Origin of the sequence: Amycolatopsis thermalba (assembly GCF_003385215.1) — a bacterium.
Lineage (GTDB): Bacteria > Actinomycetota > Actinomycetes > Mycobacteriales > Pseudonocardiaceae > Amycolatopsis_E > Amycolatopsis_E thermalba.
Genome location: NZ_PQHW01000010.1, coordinates 22,688 through 37,718, shown reverse-complemented (window position 1 = coordinate 37,718; position 15,031 = coordinate 22,688). Strand labels below are relative to the sequence as shown.

12 protein-coding genes and 1 pseudogene are annotated in these 15,031 nt (G+C 70.1%); 10 read left to right on the top strand and 3 right to left on the bottom strand.

All coding sequences use genetic code 11. The features are described 5' to 3' along the window. Positions 1-8: 8 nt before the first annotated feature. The 4 genes from D0D15_RS06775 to D0D15_RS06760 all read left to right on the top strand — a co-directional run bounded on the left by D0D15_RS06775 (position 9) and on the right by D0D15_RS06760 (position 4,573). Complete coding sequence (locus D0D15_RS06775) at positions 9-1,706, top strand: AMP-binding protein (RefSeq protein WP_094007288.1); 1,698 nt, start codon at positions 9-11, stop codon at positions 1,704-1,706. Beyond that, a complete protein-coding gene (locus tag D0D15_RS06770; RefSeq protein ID WP_094007289.1) occupies positions 1,703-2,770 on the top strand; it encodes a TIGR03617 family F420-dependent LLM class oxidoreductase in 1,068 nt (355 codons plus the stop codon). Before D0D15_RS06775 ends, D0D15_RS06770 begins: the two co-directional genes overlap by 4 nt. 184 nt (positions 2,771-2,954) lie before the next feature. Further along, on the top strand, positions 2,955-3,734 hold the full coding sequence (locus tag D0D15_RS06765; protein ID WP_233157400.1) for an alpha/beta fold hydrolase: 780 nt from the start codon (positions 2,955-2,957) through the stop codon (positions 3,732-3,734). A 5-nt stretch (positions 3,735-3,739) separates the two neighbouring features. Continuing rightward, positions 3,740-4,573 carry a mycofactocin-coupled SDR family oxidoreductase gene (locus tag D0D15_RS06760; protein ID WP_158224463.1) on the top strand — a complete coding sequence of 278 codons (834 nt, stop codon included), beginning with the start codon at positions 3,740-3,742 and terminating at the stop codon, positions 4,571-4,573. 929 nt (positions 4,574-5,502) lie between these two features. Here the strand turns inward: D0D15_RS06760 and D0D15_RS06755 are convergent. Next, the gene (locus tag D0D15_RS06755) at positions 5,503-6,057 is read right to left on the bottom strand and encodes a TetR family transcriptional regulator (RefSeq protein WP_094007291.1); all 555 of its coding nucleotides are present in this window, start codon (positions 6,055-6,057) and stop codon (positions 5,503-5,505) included. A 109-nt stretch (positions 6,058-6,166) separates the two neighbouring features. On the opposite strand from D0D15_RS06755, the gene bioB reads away from it, so the two are divergent. The 6 genes and pseudogenes from bioB to D0D15_RS06725 all read left to right on the top strand — a co-directional run bounded on the left by bioB (position 6,167) and on the right by D0D15_RS06725 (position 12,481). After that, positions 6,167-7,228 carry a biotin synthase BioB gene (gene bioB / locus D0D15_RS06750; protein WP_094007292.1) on the top strand — a complete coding sequence of 354 codons (1,062 nt, stop codon included), beginning with the start codon at positions 6,167-6,169 and terminating at the stop codon, positions 7,226-7,228. After that, a pseudogene (locus D0D15_RS06745) lies at positions 7,228-8,487 on the top strand (adenosylmethionine--8-amino-7-oxononanoate transaminase). The gene bioB and the pseudogene D0D15_RS06745 overlap by 1 nt, the downstream one beginning before the upstream one ends. Next, the gene (locus D0D15_RS06740; protein ID WP_094007293.1) at positions 8,484-9,623 is read left to right on the top strand and encodes an 8-amino-7-oxononanoate synthase; all 1,140 of its coding nucleotides are present in this window, start codon (positions 8,484-8,486) and stop codon (positions 9,621-9,623) included. Before D0D15_RS06745 ends, D0D15_RS06740 begins: the two are co-directional and overlap by 4 nt. A 234-nt stretch (positions 9,624-9,857) precedes the next feature. Then, entirely contained in the window at positions 9,858-10,403 is a 546-nt protein-coding gene (locus D0D15_RS06735; RefSeq protein WP_094007294.1) for a transposase, read from the top strand. 144 nt (positions 10,404-10,547) lie between these two features. Beyond that, entirely contained in the window at positions 10,548-11,729 is a 1,182-nt protein-coding gene (locus tag D0D15_RS06730) for a thiolase family protein (RefSeq protein ID WP_233157401.1), read from the top strand. Continuing rightward, entirely contained in the window at positions 11,729-12,481 is a 753-nt protein-coding gene (locus D0D15_RS06725; protein ID WP_094007295.1) for an enoyl-CoA hydratase/isomerase family protein, read from the top strand. Before D0D15_RS06730 ends, D0D15_RS06725 begins: the two co-directional genes overlap by 1 nt. Positions 12,482-13,098: 617 nt before the next feature. Here D0D15_RS06725 and D0D15_RS06715 read toward each other — a convergent pair. Together D0D15_RS06715 and D0D15_RS06710 are read right to left on the bottom strand one after the other, a co-directional pair. Next, on the bottom strand, positions 13,099-13,872 hold the full coding sequence (locus tag D0D15_RS06715; protein WP_094007296.1) for an enoyl-CoA hydratase: 774 nt from the start codon (positions 13,870-13,872) through the stop codon (positions 13,099-13,101). Beyond that, on the bottom strand, positions 13,869-14,915 hold the full coding sequence (locus D0D15_RS06710; protein WP_233157402.1) for an enoyl-CoA hydratase/isomerase family protein: 1,047 nt from the start codon (positions 14,913-14,915) through the stop codon (positions 13,869-13,871). Before D0D15_RS06710 ends, D0D15_RS06715 begins: the two co-directional genes overlap by 4 nt. Positions 14,916-15,031: the final 116 nt, after the last annotated feature.

Sequence of the window (15,031 nt, the reverse complement as noted above, 5' to 3'; positions counted from 1 at the left end):
AACCGACGATGACCTCCACGACCGAGACCTACCGCGCCGCGCGGGACCTCCTCCAGGACTTGTCCACCGACTACACGAAGGCGGTGGCGCAGTTCTCGTGGCCGGACTTCGGTGACCGCTTCAACTGGGCGATCGACTGGTTCGACGCCGTGGCCCGCGGGGTGGAGCGGACGGCGCTGTGGATCGTCGAGGAGGACGGCTCCGAGGCCAGGTACAGCTTCGACGACATGGCCCGGCGATCGGACCAGGCGGCGGCACACCTCGCCGCGCACGGTGTCCGGCGGGGCGACCGCGTCCTGCTGATGCTGCACAACCAGGTCGAGCTGTGGGAGTCGATGCTCGCGGTGATGAAACTCGGCGCCGTCATCCTGCCGACCACGACCGCGCTCGGCCCGGCGGAGCTGGTCGACCGCATCGAGCGGGGTGGCGCGCGGCACGTGCTCGTGAACGCCGCCGACACGGGCAAGTTCGAGGACGTGCCCGGGAGCTACGGCCGGTTCGTCGTCGGGGACGGCCCGCACGGCTGGGTCGCCTACCGGGACGCCTACGCCCTGGACGTCCCGCCCGCCCAGCACCCGGGGACGGCTCCGTCCGACCCGCAGCTGCTCTACTTCACCTCGGGCACCACCTCCCGGCCGAAGCTCGTCGAGCACACCCAGGTGTCCTACCCCGTGGGGCACCTCGCCACCTCGTTCTGGGCCGCCGCCGAGCCGGGGGACGTGCACCTCAACATCTCCTCGCCGGGCTGGGCGAAGCACGCCTGGTCCTGCTTCTTCGCACCTTGGATCGCCGAGGCGACGATCTTCATCTACAACTACTCGAAGTTCGACCCGGCCGCCCTGCTCGCGCAGATCCGCCGGGTCGGGGTGAACACGTTCTGCGCACCGCCCACGGTGTGGCGGATGCTGATCAAGGCGGACCTCTCCGGTGGCCCGGGACAGCTGCGCCAGCTCCTGTCCGCAGGGGAGCCGCTGAATCCGGAGGTCATGGAACAGGTCCAGAAGGCGTGGGGGCTGACCATCCGGGACGGGTTCGGCCAGACCGAGCTGCCCTTGGCCATCGGCAACGTGCCCGGCATGCCGGTGAAACCCGGCTCGATGGGGCTGCCGCTTCCGGGCGTGCCGATCGTGCTGGTGGACCCACTGACGGGGAAGCCGGCCGACGAGGGCGAGATCTGCGTCGACCTGTCCCGGCGACCGATGTCGCTGATGACCGGCTACCAGGGCGATCCCGAGCGCAACGCGGAGGCGATGGCCGGCGGGTACTACCACACCGGCGACGTGGCCTCTCGGGACGAGGACGGCTACATCTTCTACATCGGGCGCACCGATGACGTGTTCAAGGCCTCCGACTACAAGATTTCGCCGTTCGAACTCGAGTCGGTGCTGATCGAGCACCCCGCCGTGGCCGAAGCCGCGGTGGTCCCGGCACCGGACGAGTTGCGGCTGGCCGTGCCGAAGGCCTACATCGCGCTGGCGGCGGGGTACGAACCCAGCGAACAGACCGCCTTCGAGATCCTCAAGCACGCCCGCGAGAACCTGGCGCCCTACCAGCGCGTCCGCCGGCTGGAGTTTTCCGAGCTGCCGAAGACCATCTCCGGCAAGATCCGCCGGGTCGACCTGCGGGGCAGGGAGGAGCAGGCCGCCAAGGGCGGAACCCCGGTGGCCGAATATCGCGATGACCAGTTTCCGGACCTGCGCCGGTGACCGCTCACAGCGCACACACTCCCGCGATCGACGTCCTGGTCGACGCCATCACGTCCCCGGAGACCGTCAGCGAGCTCGAGGCAGCGGGCTGCGACGGGGTGTGGGTCACCGAGACCGTTCGCGACCCCTTCCTCGCCCTCGCCGAGTACGCCCGGGTCACGCGGACCACGGCGCTCGCGACGGGCGTCGCCATCGCGTTCGCCCGCAGCCCGATGACGCTGGCCATGAGCGCCCACGACCTGCAGCGGATCAGCGGCGGAAGGCTGACCCTGGGGCTCGGCTCCCAGGTCAAACCGCACATCGAGCGCCGGTTCTCCATGCCGTGGAGCGAGCCGGCCGAGCGCATGCGCGAATACGTGCTCGCCCTGCGGGCCATCTGGGCGTGCTGGAACGAGGGCGAGCCGCTCGACTTCCAAGGCAGGTTTTACCGGCACACCCTGATGACGCCGTTCTTCAATCCCGGACCCCACGGGTTCGGGCGTCCCAGTGTCGTGCTGGGTGGAGTCGGTCAGCGCATGACCGCCGTGGCGGGCGAGGTCGCCGACGGATTCCTCTGCGCGCCGCTGACGAGTCCCCGAAGCCTTGAGCAGTACACCCTTCCTGCGCTCGGTCGGACCGGCGAGGGTTTCACGATCACCGCGACTCCCTTCGTCGTGACGGGAGAGGACGCCACCGCCACTGCTCGCGTCGAGGATGCGACGCGGCGCCGGATCGCGTTCTACGCCTCGACCCCCGCCTACCGCACGATCCTCGAGGTCCATGGCTGGGGCGCTCGCGCGGAGGAGCTCACGCGGCTTTCCCGTGCGGGCGAGTGGAAGGCGATGGCAGGCCTGGTGGACGACGAGATGCTGGATGCCTTCGCGGTGGTCGCCGCGCCGGACCAGGTGGCGGCGGCGGTGCGCGAACGTTGGGGGGACACGGCGGACCGGGTGGCCTTGTTCGTCGCCGCCGACCCGGGCCCCGAAGCGGCGGCCGAGCTCGTGCGGATCGTCGGCCGGGTGCGGGCCGGCCGTGCACCCGGTGGCCTGCGCCGGCCGTCGTCGGAGTGCCCGGCGGCCACGTGAATTCCGTCATGCCCCGATGTGCTGTGGTACGGGCTCGGGTGGAGGAGGAACCCCGCACGGGGAGGAGCGAATGATGACATCGGAGTACCGCGTCGCAGTGGCGGCGGGGGAGCGCGTCGACTTCGACGGGCGGGCGGGACGTCTGATCGGAACCCGGTGGACGGCCGCCGGCGAACGTCGGGGCGTGGCGTTGCTGCTGCACGGTGCTGGGCAGACGCGCCACTCGTGGTTCGGCACAGCCGCATCACTCGCAGCGGCCGGGTGGGACGCGGTGGCCCTCGACGCGCGTGGCCACGGAGACAGCGACTGGGCATCGGATGGCGACTACGGCATGAGTGCCATGGTCGCCGATCTGCTCGCCGTCGTCGAGCAGATCGGGGAGCCGCCGCTGCTGCTCGGCGCATCGATGGGCGGGCTGATCTCGTTGGTGGCGGAAGGCGAGCACAACGGCACCGCGCGGGCACTCGTGTTGGTCGATGTCGTACCGCACGTGGAACCGGCGGGCGTCGCCAAGATCTTGTCGTTCATGAGCGAACACGCGAACGGCTTCGCTTCGCTGGACGAGGTCGCCGAGGCCGTCCGCGCCTACAACCCGAGCCGCCCGCGAACACCGTCGAAGGACGGCCTGCGCAAGAACGTGCGGCTGCGCGAGGACGGCCGTTGGTACTGGCACTGGGACCCGGCCTTTCTCGCCGTGCCCCACGAGCCACCGCCGTTGGTCGACGCGCCCCGTGCCGTGGCCGCAGCGCGCCGGACCGCGGTACCGACCCTGCTGGTACGCGGATCTCGGTCTGAGGTCGTCAGTACGGAGGGAGCTCACGAGCTGGTCGGCCTGATCCCCGGCTCCAGGTACCTCGATGTTCCAGCGGCCGGGCACATGGTGACCGGCGACGACAACGATTTGTTCACCTCGGCCGTGATGGACTTCCTCGCCGAGGTCGTCGTCGATCGGGCCCAGGACTGAGAGGAATGGTGACGATGCCAGGAAAACTAGCCGGCAAGGTTGCTTTGATCAGCGGTGTCGCGCGAGGTCAAGGTCGGTCGCACGCGGTCCGGCTCGCCGAGGAGGGGGCCGACATCATCGGGTTCGACCTCTGCGCCCAGATGGCGACCGTCCCGTACGCGTTGGCCTCCCCCGAGGATCTCGAGGAGACCATCCGTGAGGTCGAGAAGCTCGGCCGGCGCATCGTCGCCAGGCAGGCGGACGTGCGCGATCCCGCCGCGATCGCGGCGGTCGTCGCCGAAGGTGTGGCCGAGTTCGGGCGGATCGACATCGTGCTCGCCAACGCGGGCATCGCACCCATGTCCGCCCGCGACGACGACCCGGCCGCCCAGTTCCTCGACACCGTTGCCGTCAACCTCGCGGGCGCGTACCACACGGGCAAGGCGGCGATCCCGACCATGATCGAGCAGGGGCGGGGCGGAGCCATCGTGCTGACCAGCTCCACCCAAGGTCTGTCCGGGCGCGGCGGCAACGGCACCGGAGCCCAGGACGGCTATACGGCGTCGAAGCACGGTGTCGTCGGGCTCATGCGGACCTGGGCCAACTGGCTGGCGCCCCACCACATCAGGGTCAACACAGTGCATCCGACCGGCGTGGCCACTCCCATGGTCGAGAACGAGGTGATCGCCGAGTACCTGGAGGCGACACCGGGTGCCGCGGAGATCGTGGCGAACCTTCTCCCGGTGCCGGTCATCGAGCCGCGGGACATCAGCAACGCCGTCGCATGGCTGGTTTCGGACGATGCCCGCTACGTCACGGGAGTGGCGCTGCCCGTGGACGCCGGCTTCATCGCGAAGTAGCAGCAATCGCCTGCTGCCGACCGTGCCGTGCGGGTGGAAGTTCACCACCACGTGCGACAGTTCGTTCTCGGAAATCCCCGTCGAGGTCGATGATCATCAGACGCCTGCTCGAGTGGGCCAGCTCGATCGAGGTGCTCTTTCCGGTGGCGGACTCGCCTCCCGTCACCACGACGGTCTGTCCGCGCGTCCGGCCGGAGAAGGCTTGCCGGCGCGAACTGGTGTCCGGATCGTGTGTTGCCGGGATGTCTCCGGATGCGAGGTCCAGCCGTTCGATGAGGGCGTTGTCACCAGGCCGGTGCCGAAGGCCCAGTTTCGCGGTGTGGCCCGCGACCACGCCTTGGGGACCGAAGTGACGACGGTGTCGGCGGCCCGACGTAGTCGCGCCTGCGGAAGCCGGGGGGATGGCCGCAGGTGCGACTACCCCGCGCGGCCGCGCCGGGCGTCGAACTCGACGACCCCTTCGCTCGCGGAGTTTTGTGCGGCGGCCGAGGAACTCGGCGCGGCCGTGCTCAGCCACCCGTGGGGGTGTTCCCTCGGTGAGCGGTTGAACGGATGCCATCCGCACCTGAAGATCTGGGCTGCGGAACCTGGTGGAGAACTGGGAATGTCACGAGCCACCCTGGGTAGGAAGTCCCCTTTGGCGTATGTCGAGGACTCAGCCGGCCGGCTGCTCGCACGGTTACTGGGCGGCCTGCCGCACCCGGGTGCGGTGTGAGCAGCGGTTCCGCGAGGAGTGCCTCACCGGGGAGGCCCGGGCCGAAGCATGGTGGGAAAGACGGTCGACGGTCGAGGGGCCACGACGAGTCGGGTTGCCGGAGCCGATAGTGAGCACGGCGGTGACTTTGGTCGCGGCGGCCGCGGACGCCTTCGAGCCGGCCTTGGGAACGCGATCCGATCTTCGGCCGGCGCGTGGATGGGTCAGGCCGGTGTCATCGGTGCACTGTGGACCGGATGCCGTCGAGTAGCAGTTCGATGCCTGCCTCAAAATCCCCGGACCCGCCGGGCTCCCGGTCGATGGCGCCTGCGCTGGCGGCCTGGAGCGCTGCCTGTTCCTCCGCTGTGTGGCCGAAGACGAGGTGCAGCAGGGCGCGGGTGCCGACGTCGACGAGGTTGTCGGGCAGGTCGCCGTCCCGCAGGGCCGCGCGCAGTTCGGTGGCCGGTTCGGTGGCGCCGAGGCCGAAAGTGTAGGCCGTGGCGACGACGTCGCAGCCGTCGCGGTAGGCCAGCATCGCGTCGCGCAGTTCACGGCACACCTCGACCACTCGCCGGTCCCATTCCGCGGCCCGGCGTTCGCGCTTGCCGCGCGCCAGGATCTCGTCGGCGATCGCGGCCAGCAAGGTCTGCTTGTTGGGCACGTGGTGGTAGAGCGCGCTCGGTTGCAGGCCGAGTTCGGCGGCCAGCCGGCGCATGGTGAGCGATTCCAGCCCGTACTCGTCGAGGACCGCGATCGCGCGCTCCACGACATCGCGCCGGTGGTAGCGCACGCCGACTCCTCCCGTTGACCCGCCTGATGGGCCCACTGTAGCGTCAGCGCCACTCAACCGAACACCGTTCAGGTTGTAGTCTTGTCATTACACTGAGTCAGGAGTAGGGATGAGCTCCACGTTCGAGCAGCTCGCCGACGCGGTCCTCGCCGGGGTCGCCGCTACGCCCCGAGACGCTCTCGCCGTTCTGCGCGCCGAGGACTCCGAGGTGCTGTCCGTCGCCGCCGCGGCGGGCAGGCTGCGCCGCGCGCACTTCGGCAACACGGTGAAGGTGAACTACCTGGTCAATCTGAAATCCGGTCTCTGCCCGGAGAACTGCAACTACTGCTCGCAGGCCCTCGGCTCCGCGGCGCCCATCCTCAAGTACTCCTGGCTGTCCACCGAGGAGGCGCTGAAGCAGGCCGGCGCCGGGATCACCGGCGGCGCCGGGCGGGTGTGCCTGGTCTCCTCCGGCCGTGGACCGTCCAACCGGGACATCGACCGGGTCACCTCGATGGTCGGCGCACTCAAGGAAGAGCATCCCGGCGTCGAGGTGTGCGCCTGTCTCGGTCTGCTCTCCGACGGGCAGGCCGAGCGCTTGAAGGCCGCCGGGGTGGACGCCTACAACCACAACATCAACACCGCCGAGAGCAACCACCACACCATCGTCCAAACCCACACCTACGCCGACCGGGTGGACACCGTCGAGAAGGCGAAGAATGGCGGGCTCTCGCCGTGCTCGGGTCTCATCGCCGGTCTCGGCGAATCGGAAGAGCAGCTGGTCGAGGCTTTGTTCGCGCTCAAGAAACTGGACGCGGACTCGATCCCGGTCAACTTTCTGATGCCCTTCGACGGCACCCCGCTGGAGCACACCTGGGAGCTGACCCCGTTGCGCTGTCTGAAGATCCTGGCGATGGCGCGGTTCGTGTGCCCGAACAAGGAGGTCCGGATCGCCGGCGGCCGCGAGATGCACCTCCGGTCGCTGCAGCCGCTCGCCCTGCACGTCGCCAATTCGCTCTTCCTCGGCGACTACCTCACCTCCGAGGGACAGGCGGCTCAGGCCGACTTGGAGATGATCCGGGACAACGGGTTCGTCGTGCTGGGCTCCGAAGAGGACCGGGCCCGGACCGAACCGGTGGACCCGCCGATTCGCCGCCGCGGCGCCGGCACCGGCCTCGTCCCCAACGCCTGATGTCACCCGAGGACCTGCTCGCCTTCGACCGCGAGCACCTGTGGCACCCGTACACCTCGATGACCAACCCGGCACCGACCCGGCTGGTCACCGGCGCGTCCGGCAGCCGGATCACCCTCGAGGGCGTCGGCGACGTGGTCGACGGGATGGCGTCGTGGTGGTCGGCGATCCACGGCTACCGGCACCCGGTGCTCGACGAGGCGGTGCGCCGCCAGCTGGAGACGATGGCGCACGTCATGTTCGGCGGCCTCACCCACGAGCCCGCCGTCGAGCTGGCGTCCCGGCTGGTCGACCTCACGCCCGCCGGTCTGAAGCACGTGTTCCTCGCCGACTCCGGATCGGTGAGCGTCGAGGTGGCGATGAAGATGGCGCTGCAGTACCAGCGCGGCACCGGCCGCCCGGAGCGGACCCGGTTCCTCACCGTGCGCGGCGGCTACCACGGCGACACCTTCGACTGCATGAGCGTGTGCGATCCCGACGGCGGCATGCACACGATGTGGTCCGGCCTCCTGCCCGAGCAGGTGTTCGGCGAGCGCCCACCCCGCCTCGACGAGGACGTCGACGCCTGGTCCGCCGGCTTACGGGCGCTCGCGGCCGAGCACGCCGGCCGTCTCGCCGGGCTGATCGTGGAGCCCCTGCTGCAGGGCGCCGGGGGCATGCACCCGTACCCGGCCAGCTGCCTGCCGGTGTTCCGCGAAGTCGCCGACGCACACGGACTGGTGCTGATCTTCGACGAGATCGCCACCGGCTTCGGCCGCACCGGCACCCTCTTCGCCGCCGACGCCACCGGTGTGACCCCGGATGTGTTGTGCGTCGATAAAGCCCTCACCGGCGGCTATGTCTCGCTGGCCGCGACGTTGTGCACCGGTGAGATCGCTCGTGGACCGTCCGCCAGCGAGTCCGGTGTCCTCATGCACGGTCCGACGTTCATGGGCAACCCCTTGGCCTGTGCGGTCGCCACGGCCAGTCTGGACCTGCTGTCCACAGGGGACTGGACACGCGACGTCCGCCGGGTCAACGCGGGACTGCAGGCGTAGTACGACATCGAGGCCACCGATGTGCGGGTGCTCGGTGCGGTCGGGGTGGTCCAGCTCGACCACGAAGCGGACGTGGTCAAGGCGACCGAAGCGGCGCTGGCCGAAGGCGTGTGGATCCGCCCGTTCCGCGACCTGATCTACACCATGCCGCCCTACGTGTGCACCGACGACGACATCGCCCGTATCTGTGCCGGCATCGCGGCCGCGGCGGAGGCCGCATGAGCACCTGGGCGGACTGGTTCGCCGCGCAGCGAACGGCGCGTGCGGAAGCCGGGCTACAGCGCGCGTTACGGCCGCGGGCGGCCCGCGACGACCTCATCGACTTGGCGAACAACGACTACCTGGGCTTGAGCGGTCATTCCGGCGTCCGGCGGGCGGCCGCCGACGCCGCTCTCCGGTGGGGCGCCGGCGCCGGTGCCTCCCGTTTGGTGACCGGCACGACGACGCTGCACGCCGAACTGGAGCACGAACTGGCCGGGTTCACCGGTCGTGAGGCCGCGCTGGTGTTCTCGACCGGCTACCACGCCAACCTGTCCGTGGTGACCGCGCTGGCGGACCGGGACTCGCTGATCGTGTCGGACGCCCACGTTCACGCCTCGCTGATCGACGCCGCCCGGTTGTCCAGGGCGGTTGTCCAGGTCGTCGGCCACAACGACGTCGCCGCCGTCCGCGAGGCACTGGCCGCGGCCGGCAGCCGGCGGGCGCTCGTGCTGACCGAGTCGATCTTCTCGGTCCTGGGCGACGCCGCCCCACTGGAGGGACTCGCCGAGGCCTGTGCCGACCACGACGCGTTGCTCGTCGTCGACGAGGCGCACGGGCTCGGCGTGATCGGCCACGGCGGGCGGGGCTTGGTGCACCACCTCGGCCTGGGCGGTCACCCGCATGTGGTCATGACCGCGACCCTGTCCAAATCACTCGGCGCCATGGGCGGCGCGGTCCTCGGCTCCGCCACGCTGGTCGACCACCTCATCAACAGGGCGCGCCCGTTCATCTTCGACACCGGACTGGCGCCCGCTCCGGCAGCGGGAGCGTTGGCGGCGCTGCGCGCCCTGCGCGGCGAGCCCCACCTCCCGGCACGCATCCACGAACGGAGCGCCGCGCTCGCCCGCCGGCTGGGCGTGCCCAGCTCGGCGGGCGCGGTGTTGTCGGTACCGATGCCCTCCCCGCACAGGGCCCTCGCCACCCAGGCCGACGCCCTCACGGCGGGAGTCCGGGTCGGCTGCTTCCGCCCACCCTCCGTGCCCGACGGCGTTTCCCGGCTGCGGATCACCACCCACGCCGGACTCGACGACACCCGCTGGACCTACGCCGTCGACGTCCTGGCCCGCGTCGTCGAGGACCACCTGGCACGCGCGTGACCGTCCGCCCAGCCGAGTGACCCGTTCGGCTCCCACGACGTCCTTCGCGACAGGAGCCGCCGCCGTCTCGTTTAGTGTGTCCGGTTTCCCGAATACGCCCGCCGGGTCGAGGGTTTCCGCGATGCGGTCATTCCATCTGTGCGCAGGGACTCACGACGGGGGGATCCAGGCGCACCTGTCCGGCACCTATGACGCAAAGGTCCCGTGCGTTGATCTCGAAAATCAGGGACCGGGGTGGTTGAAGATCTGACTTCGCGGCAGGTGCGGCCGTTGGACCGCGTGTATCCCGTTGTGCTATTCGACGCTGGGGAGGTCAAGATTTGCGATGGTGCAGTGGCGAACCGGCCGGTCTGCGTCGCTGTGGGCATCACCCTCGGCGAGCGGGACGTGCTGGGCATGTGGGCCGGCGCCGGCGGCGAGGGCGGCAAGGGCTGGGTGAACCAGCTGCCGGGCCCGGGAAGCCGTGCCGTCGAGGGCATCCTCATCGTCGCCCGTGACTGGCTACCTGACGGGATCACCGCGTTGCGGCCGCGGGCGGAGGTGCAATTGTGTGTCGTGCACCCGGCGCGGGCGAGTCTGCGGTATGTGTCAAAGAAGTACTGGTCGGCGACCACAAAACAACTCAAGCTCATCTATACCGCATCCAACGTGAAGGTCGCGGAAGCGGAATTAGCTGGTTTTTCGCATACCAATATCACTGGAAAAGTAGTAGTGGTGTGGAAACGCGCGACAAACAGGAGCGCAATGCATAACGGCGACCGACTCGACGTACAGCGCTGACAAGGGCGATCACGCTGCCGACTCACAAGATGGCTGACACTCCCACCGGGGCGACGCGCGGTCTGTGACAAAGCTATCACGCCGCCAAATAGTCGGACGGCCTACTATTCTGCGAGACATCGCAGACGGGGTGGTGAGGTGCTGGTGAGCCAGGGCAGGATCGTGGTGCTGGAGGGTGCGCGTACTCCGGTGGGGAGTTTCGGGGGCGCGTTCAAGGACGTTCCGGGGTTCGAGCTGGGTGCGACCGCGGCGCGGGCCGCGATCGAGCGCGCCGCGGTCGACCCCGCGGACATTGGTGAGGTGGTGATGGGCTGCATCGGCCAGGTCGGGCCGGATGCCTACAACGCGCGCCGGGTGGCGCTGGCGGCCGGGCTGCCGGTGTCGACGCCCGCCTACACCGTGAACCGGTTGTGCGGTTCGGGGTTGCAGGCGATCTGGTCGGCGGCGATGCAGCTGCGCTGGGGCGGGGTGGATTTCGCTCTCGCCGGTGGTGACGAGTCGATGAGCCGGATGCCGTTCTACGATTTCGGCGCCCGCAACGGGTACCGGCTGGGCGACCGGACGCTGGCCGACGGCACGGTGATGATGCTGACCGACCCGTTGCACGGCGTCCACATGGGAGTGACTGCGGAGAACGTCGCCCGGGAGTACGGGGTTTCCCGGCAGGAGCAGGACGAGTTCGCGCTGGAGTCACAAGCGCGGGCCGCCTCGGTGGCGGCCAAGGAGGCCTTCGCGGAGGAGATCGTCCCGGTCGAGGTCGGGGGGCGGCGCCCGGTGACGGTGACCGAGGACGAGCACCCCAAGCCGGGCACGACCCTGGAGGCCCTGGCGAAGCTGCGGCCCGCGTTCCAGAAAGACGGCACGGTCACCGCCGGCAACGCCTCGGGCATCAACGACGGCGCGGCAGCGGTGGTACTGGCCCGTGAGTCGGCCGCGGCGGAGCGCGGCCTCACCGGACTGGTCAGCCTGGAGGCGGTCGCGACCGCGGCGATGGAACCGGAACTGATGGGCTACGCCCCGGTGCCGGCGCTCGCGAAGCTGTTCGAGCAGACCGGGACCACCCCGGCCGACATCGACGTGGTCGAGTTGAACGAAGCCTTCGCGTCCCAAGCCGTGGCGGTCATCCGTGACGCCGGGCTCGACCCGGCCAAGACCAACCCCTACGGCGGCGCGATCGCGCTCGGGCACCCGGTCGGGGCCACCGGGGCCATCCTCACGCTGCGGGCGGCCAAGCACCTCGTGCGCCACGACCAGGAACTCGCCGTGGTGACGATGTGCATCGGCGGCGGACAGGCGCTGGCCGCGCTGCTGCGGAGGATCGCGTGATGGCGGATGTGCGCTGGGAGACTGCTGGGGGAGTCGGGCGAATCACGCTCGACCGACCCGACGTGTCGAACGCGGTCGATCTGTCCACGACGCGGGCGCTGGCCGAGGCGGTCACCAAAGCCGAGGCCGACGACGTGCGCGTGGTGCTGCTGACCGGAGCGGGCGCCCGGTTCTGCGCAGGTGGGGACGTGCGGTCGTTCCTGGGCGCGGACGAACCGCCGAAGTACCTGCACGAACTGGCCACCGCGCTGGAAGCCGCGCTGCGGCGGCTGTCCGAGCTGCCCAAGCCGGTCGTCGCCGGGGTCCAGGGCGCGGTCGCCGGGGCGGGGCTGGCGTTCGTGCTCAACGCCGACGTGGTCGTGGCGGCGCGGTCGACGAAGTTCCGGATGGCCTACTCCGGCATCGGCCTCACCCCGGACTGCGGCGTGTCCTACCTGCTTCCCCGGACGGTTGGCACGCAGCGCGCGCTGGAACTGGCGCTGACCGGGCGCACCCTGACCGCCGACGAGGCGCAGGGGTGGGGACTCGTCACCGAGGTCGTCGAGAACGACACACTGGTCCACCGCGTGGAAGAGCTGGCGAAGACGATCGCCGCCGGGCCGGCCGCCGCGCTCGGGCAAGCCAAACGACTGATCCGCTCCGCGTTCGACGGCTCACGCGAAGGCAGTGCGGCCGACGAGGCCGACACCATTGCCCGGGCCGTTTCCACCGGCGAAGCCCAACTGCTGATCGAGCGGTTCACCGCACGCTGATCAGCGGTCGTGCCCCCATCGCGCACGCGCACAAGGCGGAGGCCTCGGCTGGCCCGCCGGGCGGGCCGGGCGCGCGGTCGATGCGGGGGGCCGGGACGACGTGCGGGAGTGGCTGGCGGCGAACGCCCGGCGGCCGGGGTTGCCGTCGACGGACGCGGCCGAAGGCTTCGCGGCGCACCGGAGTGGGAGGCCAAGCTCGCCGACGCGCGGTTGTCGGTGGTGTCGTGGCCGCGTTGGTACAACGGCCGGGACGCGTCGCTCCCGCAGCAGGTGCTGTTCGAGAAGGAGCCACGTCGCGGGCGCAACCTGGACGCGACAGCCGGAACGACTCTTCATCCTGAGACCGACAGCTGCTCGCCCGCTCCATGGCAGGCACGATCCGGTCCCGTTGCTCCTGACTTCCGCGGGCGCAGACGATGGCCCCTACCCGTCGGTTGGCGGTCTTCGAGTTGGGCGCGGCGCCGGGTCCGTCGCTGCAGCCGGAAGTTCGGGTGCTTCGCGGTGCTCGAACACGCCGCCGCCGGAATGATCCAGTTGCACGTCGGCATCGCGATTGCCTTCACCGGATACCGGACCGGAGCCGCTGGGGCGGCGGGCCTGGTGCCCGCCGCCCCGGTTCAGCGGTCTTGGAAGGAAGGTGACCGCTTGTCGATGAACGCGGCCATGCCTTCCTTCTGGTCCTGCGTGGCGAATGTGGAGTGGAAGATTCGGCGTTCGAACAGGATTCCTTCGGAGAGGCTCGTTTCGAAGGCGCGGTTGACCGCTTCTTTGGCCATCATGGCGGCGGGCGTGGACATACCGGCGATCTTGCGAGCGACGGACAACGCCTCGTCCAGGAGTGTGTCCGCGGGCACGATGCGGGAGACGAGCCCGGCGCGTTCGGCTTCTTCGGCGTTCATGGTGCGGCCGGTGAGGCACAGTTCCATCGCCTTGGCCTTGCCGACGGCGCGGGTGAGGCGCTGGGAACCGCCCATGCCGGGGATGATGCCGAGGGTGATCTCAGGCTGGCCGAACTTGGCGGTGTCGGCGGCGAGCAGGATGTCGCAGATCATGGCGAGTTCGCAGCCGCCGCCGAGGGCGTAACCGGCGACGGCCGCGATCAGGGGGGTGCGGACCCTGGTCAGTGCGTCCCAGCCGGCGAACCAGTCGGCGGCGTAGACGTCGCTGAAGCTGTGCGGCTGCATCTCCTTGATGTCGGCGCCGGCGGCGAACGCGCGGTCGGAGCCGGTGAGGACGATGGCCCCGATGGCAGGATCGCGGTCCAGTTCGGTGGCGACCGTGGTGAGTTCGGTCATCATGGTGGCGTTGAGCGCGTTGAGCGCGTGGGGGCGATCGAGGGTGATGAGGGCGATGCCGTCGTCGTTGCGCTCCAACCGGATCGTGTCGGTCATCGGGTTCCTTCGTTCGGTGCGGAAATGGCCAGGTCGCCGTGTGCGGGTGCGGTGAAGAACCGGTCGACCAGGGCTGGGGTGACCTCGTCGAGCGTGGCGGGGGACCAGCGCGGGTTGCGATCCTTGTCGATGACCTGAGCCCGGATTCCCTCGGTCAGATCCGGTGCGGTCAGGCTCGCGCACACGATGCGGTACTCCTGCATGAGTGCCGCTTCCAGGCTGGGCAGGGTGCGCGCTGTGCGCAGTGCGCGGAGCGTGACCTTGAGCGCGGTGGGGGACTTGGCGAGAACTTCCTTGGCGGTGGCGCTGTTCCCGGTCTCGTGCAGGCGGTCGAGGATTTCCTCGACCGTATCGGCGGCATAGCAGGCGTCGATCCAGGCCGTGTCCGCGGCGAGAGCGCTCTCGGGCGGTGTCTGTGCGAGCGCGGTCACCGCGTCGCGGGGGTCCTGGGTGGCGAGCGCGGTGCGGAGGTCCTCCAGCCGCTCGCTGGGCACGAAGAAGTCGGCGAGTCCGCAGTGGATGGCGTCGGCACCGGACAGGTGGGCGCCGGTGAGCGCGGCGTGCGTGCCGAGCTCGCCGGGGGTGCGGGAGAGGAGGTGGGTGCCGCCGATGTCGGGGCAGAACCCGATCCCGGTCTCGGGCATGCCCACCCGCGAGCGTTCGGTGACCACCCGCAGGGAACCGTGCGCCGAGACGCCGACGCCGCCGCCGAGCACCAATCCGTCCATCAGGGCCACGTAGGGCTTGGGGTAGCGGGCGATGTGGGCGTTGAGCCGGTACTCGTCGGCCCAGAAGGCGAGCGAGGAGGTGCCCCCGGCGCGGGCGTCGTCGTAGATCGAGCGGATGTCGCCGCCGGCGCAGAGCCCGCGCTCGCCGGCGCCGTCGATCACGACCGCCCGCACCCGCTCGTCGGACTCCCAGTGGGTGAGGGCGTCGTCGATCGCGCGCAGCATGGCGTGGGTGAGTGCGTTGATCGCGCGCGGCCGGTTCAGCGTGATCCAGCCGATGCCGTCCCGCACGACGGTGAGAACTTCCGGAGTCACCGGGCCACTCCGGGCAGACCGGCTGGTACCGTCAGCCCCGGTGCCGCGTCGACACCGCGGACGCTCTGGTCGTGGCCCGGCGGCCGGCGCAGGCATGCGCACACCATGGTGATCCC